Below are 14,746 nucleotides of genomic sequence, written 5' to 3'. Positions count from 1 at the left end.
TATGAAGACTTTAAAAAGAGCAATTATCATCGTTTTGGTGTTGGTGATTTTAGCGGTTATTTGGGCAACCATCCATCGCATTTCCATAATGCGTGCCCAAAAGGCTAAAGGAATGGTTGTCGGCGCTATGGAATATCCTGTAGATGTTTATAGGGCAAAAGTTCTTGAAGCAAATGATACTATTAGCCTGCCCGGTTCCATATCCGCTATCCTGCAGACGAAGGTAGCCAGCAAAGTAGCGGGCAGGGTAATTAAGGTTTTAGTCAAGGAAGGAGATTTCGTTAATAAAGGGCAATTGCTGGCTCAGATAGATACATCTGATATTATAAATCAAGTTAATCAGGCGAAAGCGGTTCTGCAAAGCGCTCAAACCCGCTATGACCAAGCCCGCACAGCTTACGAGCTCCAAAAACAGCAATTTCAATATTCCCTACAGCAAGCAGAGGCGACTTTAAACGCTGCTAAGGAAAACCTTTTAATGCTTAAGACAGGAGCTCGTCCTCAGGAGATTAAGCAAGTGGAGGCGCTACTCGCCCAAGCAGAAGCGAACCTAAGGAATGCCGAATCAAATTATCAGCGAACTAAGATGCTCTACTCTCAAGGGGCGGTAGCGAAGCAAGCCTTGGACCTCGCCCAAATGCAATATGATATTGCAAAGGCGCAGGTTGAATCCGCGAGACAGCAACTTGAACTCGTGAAGATCGGTCCAAGGGAAGAACAGATAAGGATTGCGGAGCAGAATGTGAGACAAGCAGAGGCGATGTATGAGCTCGCCAAGGCATCAGAGCAACAGGTTAGAATCCGCCAACAGGATATGGAAGCGGCAAAGGCAGCTGTTGAGCAAGCAAAGGCTGCTTATAATCTTGCCCTTAATAGTTTGAAGGAAGCAAATATCACATCTCCGATAAGCGGATATGTGCTCAGCAAATTGGTTGACATCGGGGAAATAGTCGCACCAGGCATCCCGCTTTTCGTAATAGTTGATACGGGCTCCTCTTATGTTGATTGTATCGCCTCTGAGCTTGATGTCGCCCGCCTGCGAGTGGGGCAGGAGGTAGACCTCGTCTTTGATGCTATGCCAGATAGAACTTTCAAACAGAAAATAAGCGTGATTTCTCCCGCAGGTGACCCTACCAGCAGGTCTTTTCTCGTTAGGATAACCCTCCCTCAAACACCCTTTATGCTAAAGCCCGGCATGTTTGCTCGGGCGAGGGTAATCCTTGGGAAGAAAAGGGGCATCTTCCTCCCCCAAGCATGCGTTTATCTAGAAGGCAATGATAGGTATGTATCGGTGGTGGAGAATGGTAAAGCCGTTAAGAAGAAGGTAAAAACGGGGGCAACCATTGGGGATTTGATAGAGATAGTGGAAGGCGTTAAGGAAGGCGAAGAGGTGATAGAAAGAGGGGATGCCGTGCCAGTGGGAGCTAAGGTAAACATAAGGCAAGTGAAAGAGGCGAGCGTTCCAGAAACAGCGTATATGATTGCTCCTTAAAAAATCAGTGCCCTATTTCCTCCCAGCTATTTCCTTCCCCGATTTTAACGACCAGAGGGACGGCAAGAGGATAGACATTCTCCATCTCCTCTTTAAGGATTTGTTTCGCTTCTTCTTTAACATCTTTTCTCGCCTCTATAAGCAATTCATCATGAACCTGCAAGAGCAATTTCATGGGCAACCCCGTCTCCTTTATTCTTCTATGAATCCTCACCATTGCTAACTTTATCAAGTCCGCAGCCGTTCCTTGCACAGGAGCGTTTATCGCAGCCCTCTTTCCGAACTCCCTCACCATCTTATTTGAGCTTAAAAGCTCGGGCAAGGGACGCTTCCTCCCGAAAATCGTCCTCACATAGCCCCTCTCCCGCGCCTCCTCAATCGTCTTATTCACATACTCCTTTACCTTCGGGAACTTCTGAAAATATTGCTCTATATATTCCTTGGCTTCCTTTTCCGAGATGCCAAGCTCCTTTGCAAGCCCGAATTCAGAGATTCCATAAACAATCCCAAAATTCACCGTCTTTCCTTTCCTTCTCAACTCCTCTGTAACATCCTCCAATGGAATCCCAAAAAGGGATGAAGCTGTCAAAGCGTGAATATCCGCTCCCTTCTGAAATGCCTCAATCAATGCTGGGTCCTCGCTTATATGAGCGAGAACCCTCAGCTCTATCTGTGAGTAATCAGCGGATATGAGGACATATCCCTCATCGCTGATGAATGCTCCCCTCAGCCTCTTCGCCCATTCCCCCCTCACTGGGATGTTTTGCAAGTTCGGCTCAGAGGAAGAAAGCCTGCCCGTTGCCGTAACACACTGATTGAAAGATGTATGCACTCTTCCGTCCTTATCTGCAAGCCTTGGCAAAACATCAATATAGGTTCCCTTGAATTTCGCCAACTCCCGCCACTCCAATATCTTCCCTGCAATCTCATATTGAGGGGCAAGCGATTCCAATACCTCAGCATCTGTGGATAAGCCGGTCTTCTTCTTCTTGCCCAGAGGAATCTTCAAGCGTTCAGTTAGAACCTCCCTCAACTGTTTCGGAGAAGCTATATTGAACTCCACACCCGCTAACCTGTATATCTCCTTTTCAACCTCCCTCATCCGCTCCGTTAACTCTCCCGATAGCTTCCTCATCAAAGGTATATCAATCTTCACACCCACCATTTCCATATCAAATAGAACGCTCAAAAGCGGCATCTCTATTTCATAGAAAACCCGTCCCAACTCTTCAGCTCTCAATCTCTCCTCCATCTTCTCCCTCAAATCAAACAGCGAAAGAGCCTGCAAAGAAGGGTTATTTGATAATTCCTCTCCCAAGAGCTCTCTATATACATCCTCAAGCCTATGCCCACCCCTTATTGGATTTAGAAGATAAGAAGCAATCATGGTGTCAAAGGCTATGCCTTTAAGGTAGACATTTTCCTCCTTGGCTAAAAGAAGCATTATGCTCTTTAAGTCGTGCCCTAATTTGGGAATTTTCTCATCGGAGAGAATGGGTTTAAGAGGCTCAATTTCGTTGTCCATTGAACCGAATAAATCTTTTCCCCTGGAAAGAGACAGTGAGAAGACCTCTCCTCCCTTCGTGGCTATATGAAGCTTTCCCTCCCCAATATGAAGGGCTATTTCTTGAGGAGTTTTCGCCAACATTTTTCCTAAATCATCTGCGGATTGAACCTCCTTGACCATCTTTTGGGGAACCTCTTCCCTTACGAATAGGGAGCTTTCTTGGTTAGGCAACCTCTCTATAAGCTTCTTCATCTCCAGTTCCTGTAAGATTTCCCTTATGCGCCCCCAATCCGGTCGGAAAGGCGGGACATCGTCAAGGCTCACGGGAAGGTCTCTTTTCAAAAGCGCAAGGCTCTTATTCCGCCTCACTATGTCCTCATATGCTAAAAGGGTCTCTCTCAGTTGGGGAGGTAGCTCATCAATATGTTCATAAATATCCTCAATGGAGGAAAATTTCTCCAACAGCTGGGAAGCCTTCTTCGGTCCAAAACCAGGGATGCCCGGGATGTTATCCGAGACATCACCGGCTAAGGATTTCAAGTCAGGGATTTTAGAAGGCGGCACCCCATATCTTTCCTTCACAGCTTCTTCATCTATTTCTCTAATATCGGTCATCCCAACCCTGGGGATAAGCAGCTTGACATTTTCTCCCACGATTTGCAGACAATCAAGGTCACCCGAAAGTATGTACACATTCCACCCTTTCTCCTTGCCCTGCAAGGCGAGGGTAGCTATTATATCATCCGCTTCGTAGCCCTCCATCTCCTTTATAGCTATTCCAAAGGCTGAGGTTATCTCCTTAATGTAAGGGATTTGCAGGGAAAGGTCGCTGGGCATAGGAGGGCGTGTCGCTTTATAAGCCGAATATTGTTTATGACGAACTGTGGGAGCGGGCAAATCAAACGCTGCGACTGCGTAATCAATTGAATAATCCTGAACAAGTCTAATAAGCATTGAAGTAAAACCGAATATCGCATTTGTGGGGAGACCTTTTGAGGTTGATAAATAGGGTAGGGCGTGATAAGCCCTATAGATTAAGCCTTGACCATCCAATAGATAAAGGGTTTTCCTCATCTGGATTATTATATAAAATTAAAACTGACCCTTCAATATGAATTTTTGTCTAAAAATAATTGACAAACAACGCTTACCTATTAGAATACCTATTAAAGAAACAAAATAGCCTCTATATGCGTCTAAAAATTAGGAGGTGAACAAGTTGTTGAAAAAGGTTAGTTTGATTATCGTGTTATGTCTGGTCAGTTTTGGAGCGTTCGCTCAAGAAGCAACGCCCACCCAAACACAAACGGAGACAACACTGGCGGGGATAACCCTTGGGAAGTCATGGGACCATGTAGTGAAGCTTTACGGACAACCTGACGAGATTGTAGTTGGGCTCCGTGTAGGAGTTACGACCACAGCTGGCGGTTTCCCTGGTATGATGCCCGGGATGGGCGGGGCAGGGATGATGGGTGCGGGGATGATGGGTCCCGGAGCTATGCCGGGAGCAGGTGGGATGCCCGGAATGATGAGACCCGGCGCAACACCCGGAATGCCCGGTATGATGGGACCGGGAATGACACCTGGTATGCCCGGCATGATGGGACCAGGAATGATGCCCGGTTCAACGGGAGGAGCGCCCGGTTCAGCAGGCAGAATGCCTGGGATGATGGGCTCTGGTATGCCTGGGATGATGGGTTCCGGTATGCCCGGAATGATGGGTCCCGGAATGGGTCCGATGCCAGGGATGCGCCCCGCGGGAACTGCCACGCCTATGGGTGGACCAGTAGGTCCTCAAGGAGGAGTCTTCCCCTTGCCAGGCATCTCTGGAGCGGGAGGACCTATGACCCAGGGAGCTATGCCCTCAACCCAAACTGAAACTGTTTCAGCAGATAAAGTTCTTTGGATTTATCGCCTGAAAGGAGGCGTAACCCTGCGTGTTACGCTTCTACAATCCAAGGGTAGGGTAGTGGAAGTCACGGTCAGCGGGACGAGCTGGTCAAAAGCCCGCACTTCAAAGGGAATAACCTTGGGCAGCTCTTACACCGATATTTTGAATGCTTACGGATTTCCTGAGGAGCAATCGGAGAGCGGAGGCATTCTCTTCTGCCGCTACGACGAAACATACCACGTTGTATTTGGCTTAAGAAATAAGAAGGTGGTTTCCATCACCATATCTATGTAAAGGGTGCCACGCTCCCTCCAAGATTTAATAGCGGAGATAAGAGATAGCGCCAGCATAGTAGATGTAATTAGCTACTACATCCCCGTAAAACGGGCGGGGCGCTCCTATAAAGCTCTTTGCCCCTTCCACCCCGATAGAAATCCCTCCTTGATGATAAGCGAGGAGAAGGGGCTTTGGCACTGCTTCGGTTGTGGTGCTGGTGGAGATGTTTTTTCCTTTGTAATGAAAATGGAGAATGTAGATTTTATGGAAGCGGCCAAGCTCGTGGCGGAGAGAGTCGGCATTCCTTTCAAATGGGAGGGTAGGGGGAGATGGGATAACATCCTTGAAATATGCGAGACCTGCGCTAAATATTTTCACAATGTCCTTTTGAGCAAACCAGAGGGAGAAAAGGCCTTGCACTACTTGCAGGGTAGGGGAATGAATATGGAAACGATAAAACAATTTATGCTCGGCTTCGCTCCCCCTGATTTAAAAGAGCTCCTCAATCTTCTTAAGGACTATCCAAACGAGGATTTGGAAAATTGTGGAATCTTCTCCAAAAGAGAAGGCAGACTTCATCTCATATTAAGTGGAAGAATAACCTTCCCTATCTTTTCACCCAATGGGAAGGTGATAGCTTTCGGTGGCAGGGTGCTTGACGATTCTACTCCAAAATATATAAATAGCTGGGAAACAGCGCTTTTCAGAAAGGGAAGAATTCTCTATGGCTTTCATTTGGCGAAGAAAGATATTATGGAGGCAAAGAAAGCCTTTATCGTTGAAGGTTATATGGACCTCATAGCTCTTTATTCAGCGGGGATAAAAAACACGGTCGCCACATTGGGGACAGCTTTGACTGATGAACATCTGCGTCTTTTGAAAAGATATTGTGAAGAGATATACCTCGCTTTCGACCCGGATTCTCCAGGGATGAACGCCACTTTAAGAGCAAGCCCTTTAATTGAGGAAGCTGGCTTAAGGGCGAAGGTCATTCTCATTCCCGAGGGATACGACCCAGATACATTCATAAGGAAGAAAGGTAAGAAAGGTTTTGAGGAGATTGTTGAGAAAGCAGTTGATATAAGCGATTTCCAGTTGAAAAAGGCTCTTGAAAAGGGCGACGAAGGAAGGCAAGAAGCCATAGATATAATCTCTAATATAAGCGACCCGGGAAAGAGGAACGAGGTGAGCAAGAAGCTCGCTGAGGAGCTTGCTAAGGGGGACCCCGAGATGGTTAGAGAGTATTTGAACTGGATAACATTGGAAGTAAGGAAGAGAAGGGCAGGGGATAGGACAAAGGTAAGGGTTACCGCTACCCCCTCTATGCGGCCAGAGGAGGCATTGGGAAAGATGGAAAAGGTGGAAAAGGAATTTGTCCGTTCCCTTCTCTTAGAGCCCTCTTTCATAAAGCCGGTAACTGAAATAATTAAGGAAGAGCTTCTTTCAAATAGCTTGCTGAGGAGCATATATAGTAAGATAAAGTCCTTGGCAGGGGAGGGGTTCTCTCGGGGAGCGCTACTGGACATGCTTGAAGAAGAAGAGAAGAAAAAAGTGAGCGAGATCGAGCTTGAGGAACTACCTCCTCCCACAGAACAAGTGGTTTATGATTGCGCCCTCAAGATACTTGAAATTTATCTTAAAAGAGTTGGACAAATCAATCGGGAAGCGTTAAAATTAATAAATGAGGGAAAGCTTGCCCGTAAAAAATCAATCGTTTCTTTGCGCTCTCTTTTTAAAACTCTTCAGAACCTTTTGTAAAACAAAAGGTTCGCAAGGGAGTGAATAGTTTGGTAAGAAAGAAAAGAGAGGAAGGGTTCTATCCCCCAGATCCAGATTTTGAGGAGATGGATTTCATAGAGGAGGAAGAAGAAGAAGAAACGGAGTGGGAGGATAAAACGGACAGACAATTTGTAATAGAAGACGCAATGAAAGCCTGGTTGAAGGAAATCGCTAATATACCCCTATTGACCCCAGAGGAAGAGGTAGAGTTGGCGAAGAGGATAGAGCAGGGAGATATGGATGCGAAGCGGAAGATGATAGAGGCAAATTTCCGCTTAGTGATAAGCATCGCAAAGAAGAAGATGGGGAGGGGATTGCCCTTTGCAGACCTAATTGCGGAAGGACATCTCGGTCTAATCAAGGCTGTTGAGAAATTTGACTGGCGTAAGGGATTTAAATTCTCCACATATGCTACCTGGTGGATAAGGCAGGCGATCTCCCGTTCAATAGCCGACCAAGCGCGGCTTGTTCGTATCCCTGTTCATATGGTGGAAAACCTACACAAGCTGACAAGGGCGGCAAGGCAGCTGACGCAGCGTTTGGGGAGAAAGCCCACTGAAGAGGAACTGAGTATGGAGACGGGCTTGACGATTGATGAAGTGCGCCGTATAATGGAAATTAGCCCTGACCCCATATCGCTTGATAATCTCACCGGCGAAGACGAGGATACAAGGGTAATGGATTTCGTAGCGGATAGCGACGCTCCATCGCCAGAGGAAGAGGTAGCACGCTCTATGCAGAGGGAAAAATTAGAGGAACTTATAAGTTCCTGCTTGACGCCAAGGGAACAATTGGTTATAAGATTAAGATATGGATTTGATAGCGGATATCAAAGGACATTGGAGGAAGTGGGGAGGATTTTGGCAGTAACAAGAGAGAGGGTACGCCAAATAGAGGCGAAAGCCTTGAAAAAGATGCGCCACCCTCATAGAATTAAAAAATTGAAAGAGGTTATAGATTTTGATTAAATGGGCCCGTAGCTCAAGGGAAGAGCAGCCGGCTCATAACCGGTTGGTTGCTGGTTCGAATCCGGCCGGGCCCACCAATAAAGGAAAGGAGAGGATGGCTAAATGAAAAAAGCAGGCATGTTTTTGCTGGCACTTATACTCTTCGTCGTGATCTCCCTCTTGGTATATTTCGCTAAATCACCGGAAAACATTGCTTCCTCCTACGGTTTTGCCTATCTATACACGATTCCCATCGTCCTTGCTTCCCTTTTAGGATTGTTATATTCCGTTGGCTTCGCCATAGCCTCATGGCTTCTTTTGATTTGGGTTACCTGGGGAGTGGGGACCTTTTGGGTCAGCATAGTAGCTCTTCTCAGCTGGCTTCTGCTCGCTATTTTGACCTCCAACCTTATCTCTTCTTTTGAGAGAAGGTTGAAGTATTTCTCCACTCTTTCGGATATGGAGAAAAGGATGTGCGGAATGCTCAATATGTCTCAGCTTTTATCAACGATGGTGGAGGAAACAACAAAGGCTTTGGGAGTGAAGGGTTGTTCAATCAGGCTATTGGACCCTAGCGGACAAAAACTTGAGATAAAAGCAGTTTACGGATTGAGCAAGGAATATCTTGATAAAGGACCAGTGGATGTGGAACATAGCAAAGTGGATAAGGAAGTTTTAGAGGGGAAGATTGTTTACATAGAGGATGCGACTAAGGACCCACGGTTCCAGTATCCCGAGGAGGCTAAGCGAGAGGGAATCGTCTCGGTTCTTTCCGTCCCATTGAGAGTAGCGGATAGGAAGATAGGAGTAGTGAGAATATACACGAGCGAACCAAGAAAATTCTCAAAGGACGAGATAGATTTCGTGAACTCCATCGCCGCCCAGGCAGCGATAGCGATTCAAAACGCAGCCCTCTACGAGAACCTCCGCCAGCAATACAGGGATGTAGAGGACATTCTCTGGAAAAGCATCTGGTAATTTTATAAATAACGGTAAAATTCCCGGGGGCGCAACTCCGAAAAGTCGCCTTTATCCAAAAGGAATTTGCGGATGTCAAGGCAAAGATGACATTTTGATACATAGCCTTCCTTTATTTCCTCATATCCATATTCCCTTGCGAAATTGAATAATCCCTCAAAATCTTGGGAAACCAAGAAATTCAAAACCGGATAGAAACTCAAATCTATTCCTTCAAATAAGATTTTGTCAAGATTTCTCCAATCTCCAAGGGATATTCCTCCGCAATATCCTGGGAGGAAATTCCCATAATTATCAAAGTGATTGTGCCAATTCCTAATAAAAGGCGGCTGGCAAGGTTGATTGAAGAAAAAACTCGCCGGATATTTTGGATAAAACTCGCCCAGCTTATAAACAGCCCTCCCCATCAATAAAAGTTCAACTCGTCCCGATAACTCATCCCTTGCCAGCCTCTGATAATCGCCAAGCCTCATCTTTCCCTTTATGCCAATCTTCTTGAAGAGATAGTAGTATTCCATCTGATATACCATTACGTTCCCGGGGAAAACCTCCTGAGCGATTCTTATCGCTCTCTCGGTTCTTTCAAAGGGAACGAATTCAAGATAAAAGGGATTGACGGAAATCAAAATCCCTTTCAATCCCTTCAATTTAAGCAATTCCAGCTTCTCCCTCGTTATTTTGTCATCCTTACACCAGTAGCAATTGGTTTCAATGAAAGTGGAGGGAATCTTCAATTCGTTAGCTATTTCAACTGCTTTGAGAAGTAGGGGGAAATTGATAAAGGGTTCGCCGCCTGTAAAATGAAGCCCGTAATTCAGACTTACTCGTTCCGTCCCGAAAGGACTGGGCATAATTTTCCCCGCAAGCTTTGATAATAAATTCTCCAAATCCCTCTCCGAAATCCAGCCTTTCCACCTCGGCGTGCAAGCATACATGCAATGGAGACACTCCGCGTTGCATTGATAGGAAAGTATTACACCAGCGGAAATAGGTACCGGTAGTCTAATTCCCTTCATTTTAAAATCGTTTTTCCTCTTCAAGAAAAGTTAACATAAGATTTATTATCGGAACAAATATGCCTTGGAGAAAAAATCATTCTTTTTCAAACCTCGTTCCCTTTCCCACTAATCCCAACCTCAGAATTCGCACCTTGCCTACTCCATCCTTCGCTATCCTCACTTTCCCTAACTCATAGGATTTTAAACCAAACCCGTCGCATATTTCCTTGACCTTACCCACGTCCTCTTCCGGAGTTATAACCGCAAAACCTACCCCCATGTTAAAGACCCTAAACATCTCCTCATCGGGTATTTCTCCCTCTTTTTGGATAATCTGGAATATCGCAGGTATTGGCGGCAAGTCCTCAACCTCTATCTCTATCGGCTTCTCAACCCTTAAAAGATTTAACCACCCTCCTCCCGTGATATTCAATAACGCCTTAACCCTGACCTTCCCCATTATCTCATATACCTCCCTCGCGTATATCCTGGTGGGCTCCAAAAGCTCCTCGCCTATCGTTCTTCCCAAATCGGGAATATATCTGAAAATGGAAAGATGGTCTTTCAAAAGAACCTTCCTTGCCAAGGTCAACCCGTTACTATGAATTCCACTGCTCTCCAGCCCAATCACGACATCCCCATCCTCAATATCCTGCCCAAGAATAACCTCATCGGGATTGACAATTCCGACACAGGCACCCGCTAAATCAAAAGCATATCCCTTTCGCATCCCTCTTAACATCTCTTTCAACTGCGCCGTCTCTCCTCCCACGATTTGTATGCCCGCTATCCTTGCCCCCTCATACAACCCCTTTCCTATCTCCTCAAGAAGGTCCTCCCTTGGCTCCTCAAGTGCTATGTAGTCAACCATAAATACTGCCCTCGCCCCAACGCATAGCACATCGTTTACATTCATAGCAACGCAGTCTATCCCAACTGTGTCGTATTTTCCCAACATCTGTGCTACCAGAAGCTTAGTTCCTACCCCGTCTATCGTTATCGCTATCCCTAAATCGCCAATTCTTATTACATTTGCGAAATACCCTATCGGTAAAACATCTTCCCCCAAACTTTTCCTTACCCACCCAAGAAGACCTTCCATCCCCTTCTCTTCCCTTTCAATATCCACTCCCGCCTTGGTATAATCCCATCTCTTCTCTTCCATCTCACTCACCTATTCTCACCCTGAAGAATTTCCTCTTCCCAATTTGAATTATCATTCCGTCCTCAACGGGAATATCCAAATCGCTGTTGCTAATTTGTTGCTTATTTACCTTTATTGCTCCCTGGCTGATTAATCTCTTTGCCTCCCTCGTTCCGCTGACATAACCAGATAGCAAAAGGAGCCTTATTATCCATATTTTGCCATCCTTTATGTTCTCTTTATCTATCCAAATCTCCTCCATTTGGCTGGGAATTTCCCTTTTCCGAAAGACCTTTTCAAACTCCTCCTTCGCCTTTTCCGCCATCTCTTCGTTATGATATGTAGCAACTATTCTGTAAGCGAGCTCCATCTTCAAATCCATTGGGTTCAACTCGCCACTTTCCACCTTGCTTTTCAGCTTCATGATTTTCTCTTGTGAATAATTCAAAAGAAGACTTAAATATCGCCACATTAGTTCATCGGATATGGACATAAGTTTGCCGAACATCTCCTCTGGTGGTTCTGTTAAACCCACATAGTTGTTAAGGCTCTTGCTCATCTTCTGAACCCCGTCCAAGCCCTCAAGTAAAGGAAGGGTCATAACTATTTGGGGAGGCTGTCCGTTTTCCCTTTGAAGCTCCCTTCCCACGAGCATGTTGAACTTCTGGTCCGTTCCGCCGATTTCAACATCCGCCGATATCATAAGGGAATCATATCCCTGCATAAGAGGATAAAGAAGCTCGTGAATATAGATTGGCTTCTCATTCTTAAATCTTATGGCGAAATCCTCTCTCTCCAACATCCTCGCTAATGTATACTTGGAGGCAAGCTGATTTATCACATCCTCCAAATCCATTGAGGAAAACCATTGGGAATTGAAGATTATCTCCGTTTTATCAAGGGCGAGTATCTTCCCCACTTGTTGGAGATAGGTCCTGGCATTCTTCTCCACCTCTTCTCTACTCAGCTGCTTTCTTGTTTGCGACTGTCCTGAGGGGTCACCTATCATCGCGGTGAAATCGCCGATAATGAAAACTACTCTATGCCCAAGCTCTTGAAACTGACGAAGCTTATTTAAGGGAATGCTATGCCCTAAATGAAGGTCAGGGGCGGTTGGGTCAGCTCCATATTTTACTGTTAATCTCTCTTTTGTTTTTAATCTCTCTAATAACTCCTCCTCTGTGATTACCTCCACACACCCACTGGTTAATATTTGGAGTTGTTCCTCAGGACTCATCTTACCTTTACATTCATCACAACATCTCTCACTCCCGGCTTTCTCTTGATGATATCCCTTGCTCTTTCCATCTCGGCGTTGAGGTCCCGGTTGTCTCCTCTTATCCTTCTAACAACTCCCTCAATTCTCACAATACCCATAGATGCGGTAACTCGCAATCCACTTATGTTTATTCGTCTGCGGGTTAATTCGCTCATAACCGATTTCGCGAGAATAGCATCCTCCGGGCGCATTTTCTTACCTCCTTTGCATAAATTTGTCTTATTAATATAATTATAAAGGATATTATGAGCTTGTTCAAGAAGAAATGAAGACCATTAAATACTGGGAAGGAAAAGAATTTGAAGATTTACACCTCTCTATTTGCCTTTCAGAAGAGGTTAGACCCGCTGTAGGTCTCCCTGCTTCTACGCCTCTACAATCTTTCTGTAGCATAATTCGCCAGACTTACAAAGGCTTAAATAGATGTCTGATGAATGATAAGAGGAATCTTCAAATAGCTTGCGAAAATAAGCGCCCTTACATCTACGAGTGCCACGCTGGTCTCATAGATGGAGTAATTCCCATAATCTTCTTGGACAGGTGCGTTGCATTCATTATGTTAGGGCAATTCCTCACGGAAAAACCATCCGAAGAGAAATTCACGAGTATCTGGGAAAAAGTAAAGGATTTGCCTGTGGATAGGGAAGAGCTTAAAAAGGCATACTGGGAGCTTCCAGTCGTTCCCATTTCCTTGGTTAACGATGTGGCAAACACGCTATTTGAGTTGGCAAACAATATAAGGGATTCTCTTGTGAATGCGCTTAAGTATAGTAAGAGGGATTACAGAAGGCTTAAAGAGCTTCGGGAAAGAAAGAGAGAAGCTGATTTTGAAAAGGATTTGATAAACCTACAGCTTTGGCTCTCTCATCATCAGCAGCCGAACTATCCATATGAGGAGGAAAGGGAACTTCTAACTCGTTTAAGATATGGAAGCAAAAACAGCATCCTTGTCTCTTTGTCTCGCATCTTAAACCATATATTGGAAAACTGGGAATTGGACTCCTTGGGAGTTAAGTCACAGGTATGGGGATTGGTCCTTTCAATTCTTGGAGTGATAAGAATGTTCACTCCCCATCAAGTCGACCTTCTCAAATTAACTATGCAGTATGCCTCCCTACTTGATAAATGCAAAACAAAAGAAGAGATAATAGATACCGTGAGTTGGATTATGAACGATTTAATGACTCTTTGGGAGGAACCCAGATTAGGACAATCCGTTATTGAGAGAGCGAAGAAATATATATTGGACAATTATTCCGAGGAGTTAAGGTTGGAAACCGTGGCAAGGGAGGTTCACTTAAGCCCGACTTATTTTAGCGCTTTGTTTAAAAAGATGACTGGGTGCAGCTTCGCGAAATATTTAACGAGGGTGAGGATAGCTAAAGCGAAAGAACTTTTAGAGAATACAGATATTCCCGTAACCGATATCGCTTTCCAAGTGGGTTTCAATGACCCCGCCTATTTCGCCGCTATTTTCAGAAAAGAATTCGGTTTGACCCCTCTCGCCTACAGAAAGCTTAAAAGAGGACAAACACAAACACTCTAACCCCACAATACTTGGTAAAGCAAGGACCTTAAAACCAAATATCAAATAAAATATCTTAAAAATCTCCTATTGTTCAATAAGAAACTCATAGAAATTTGCTACCTCATCGGTCATTATTTACACTGAACAAATCTCAAAAAAAAGGAGGTGCTCTTTGATGAGGCGTAAAGGCTTCACCCTTATAGAATTGTTGGTCGTAATCGCTATAATAGCGATTTTGGCGGCCATCCTCTTCCCAGTGTTCAGCAGAGCACGGGAGCAGGCGAGAAAAGCTAGCTGCCAATCAAGCTTGAAGCAGATAGCCAATGCCTTCCTGATGTATGCCCAGGACTGGGATGAATGCTTGCCCACAGGAAGTCGGGTCAATAATATCTGGTGGTACCAGCTTATTCAACCCTATCTTAAGAACTCACAAATCCTAAAGTGTCCCTCCGCTTCTGCAGGAATCCTTCAACCGGATGGCTCCACTCAACCAGCTGGCGATGTCAATTATGGCATCGCTTCCTGTATGCTTTGCCCTCACTGGTGCGACCCCCCTCGCGGTCTATCCCTTGCCAAACTTGAGAATCCCGCTGAACTCGTTATGGTTGCCGATTCCCTCTCCACCTTCGCCTGCTCCTGGTTCATTGCCTATCCAAACGCATGCGCCGCTTCGTGTATGGAGGATAGAAGGGACGCCAAATATACTCGCCACTCTGAGGGAGATAACATCGCCTTTTGCGATGGACATGTTAAGTGGCTGCATTCGCAGGAAATCGGCAGCTGGGATTTCCACAACGCTCATATAGTCCCGGCGATGATATGGTAAGGGTTTAGATGATTTGGGGCAACCCCTTTGGGGTTGCCCCAAATCCAAATACATTCAGGGACCGCTCATAGTTGACACTACGCTCATTACTTTACGGCATT

General features: G+C 45.4%; 12 protein-coding genes and 1 tRNA gene. 8 read left to right on the top strand and 5 right to left on the bottom strand.

The annotated features are described in order from the left end of the window. Position 1 precedes the first annotated feature (1 nt). Positions 2–1,492, top strand: coding sequence for an efflux RND transporter periplasmic adaptor subunit (locus H5T88_05510; GenBank protein ID MBC7329801.1), 1,491 nt, complete (start codon positions 2–4; stop codon positions 1,490–1,492). 4 nt (positions 1,493–1,496) lie between these two features. Here the strand turns inward: H5T88_05510 and polA are convergent, their stop codons facing one another. Continuing rightward, on the bottom strand, positions 1,497–4,073 hold the full coding sequence (gene polA / locus H5T88_05505; protein MBC7329800.1) for a DNA polymerase I: 2,577 nt from the start codon (positions 4,071–4,073) through the stop codon (positions 1,497–1,499). A 145-nt stretch (positions 4,074–4,218) separates the two neighbouring features. On the opposite strand from polA, the gene H5T88_05500 reads away from it, so the two are divergent. The 5 genes from H5T88_05500 to H5T88_05480 all read left to right on the top strand — a co-directional run bounded on the left by H5T88_05500 (position 4,219) and on the right by H5T88_05480 (position 8,870). Further along, on the top strand, positions 4,219–5,184 hold the full coding sequence (locus H5T88_05500; GenBank protein MBC7329799.1) for a hypothetical protein: 966 nt from the start codon (positions 4,219–4,221) through the stop codon (positions 5,182–5,184). 3 nt (positions 5,185–5,187) lie between these two features. Beyond that, a complete protein-coding gene (locus tag H5T88_05495) occupies positions 5,188–6,924 on the top strand; it encodes a DNA primase (GenBank protein MBC7329798.1) in 1,737 nt (578 codons plus the stop codon). 86 nt (positions 6,925–7,010) lie between these two features. Further along, complete coding sequence (locus H5T88_05490; protein MBC7329797.1) at positions 7,011–7,913, top strand: sigma-70 family RNA polymerase sigma factor; 903 nt, start codon at positions 7,011–7,013, stop codon at positions 7,911–7,913. 2 nt (positions 7,914–7,915) lie between these two features. After that, a tRNA-Ile gene (locus H5T88_05485) sits at positions 7,916–7,990 on the top strand. Positions 7,991–8,351: 361 nt separating this feature from the next. Then, entirely contained in the window at positions 8,352–8,870 is a 519-nt protein-coding gene (locus H5T88_05480) for a GAF domain-containing protein (GenBank protein MBC7329796.1), read from the top strand. Positions 8,871–8,872: 2 nt separating this feature from the next. Here H5T88_05480 and H5T88_05475 read toward each other — a convergent pair whose 3' ends face one another. The 4 genes from H5T88_05475 to H5T88_05460 form a co-directional block, all read right to left on the bottom strand. Beyond that, the gene (locus tag H5T88_05475) at positions 8,873–9,886 is read right to left on the bottom strand and encodes a 4Fe-4S cluster-binding domain-containing protein (GenBank protein MBC7329795.1); all 1,014 of its coding nucleotides are present in this window, start codon (positions 9,884–9,886) and stop codon (positions 8,873–8,875) included. 76 nt (positions 9,887–9,962) lie between these two features. Next, positions 9,963–11,033: a phosphoribosylformylglycinamidine cyclo-ligase gene (locus H5T88_05470; protein MBC7329794.1), complete on the bottom strand. Its 1,071-nt coding sequence runs from the start codon at positions 11,031–11,033 to the stop codon at positions 9,963–9,965. Position 11,034: 1 nt separating this feature from the next. Further along, a complete protein-coding gene (locus tag H5T88_05465; GenBank protein ID MBC7329793.1) occupies positions 11,035–12,249 on the bottom strand; it encodes a tyrosine--tRNA ligase in 1,215 nt (404 codons plus the stop codon). Continuing rightward, positions 12,246–12,482 carry a hypothetical protein gene (locus H5T88_05460; protein MBC7329792.1) on the bottom strand — a complete coding sequence of 79 codons (237 nt, stop codon included), beginning with the start codon at positions 12,480–12,482 and terminating at the stop codon, positions 12,246–12,248. Before H5T88_05460 ends, H5T88_05465 begins: the two co-directional genes overlap by 4 nt. Positions 12,483–12,556: 74 nt before the next feature. On the opposite strand from H5T88_05460, the gene H5T88_05455 reads away from it, so the two are divergent. Both H5T88_05455 and H5T88_05450 read left to right on the top strand, forming a co-directional pair. Next, positions 12,557–13,837: a PocR ligand-binding domain-containing protein gene (locus H5T88_05455; protein ID MBC7329791.1), complete on the top strand. Its 1,281-nt coding sequence runs from the start codon at positions 12,557–12,559 to the stop codon at positions 13,835–13,837. A gap of 157 nt (positions 13,838–13,994) precedes the next feature. Then, positions 13,995–14,645 carry a DUF1559 domain-containing protein gene (locus H5T88_05450; protein MBC7329790.1) on the top strand — a complete coding sequence of 217 codons (651 nt, stop codon included), beginning with the start codon at positions 13,995–13,997 and terminating at the stop codon, positions 14,643–14,645. The last annotated feature ends 101 nt before the right edge of the window (positions 14,646–14,746 follow it).

It is taken from the genome of bacterium (assembly GCA_014360495.1).
Classification (GTDB): Bacteria; Armatimonadota; JACIXR01; order JACIXR01; family JACIXR01; genus JACIXR01.
This window is presented reverse-complemented; position numbering and strand designations above follow the sequence as displayed.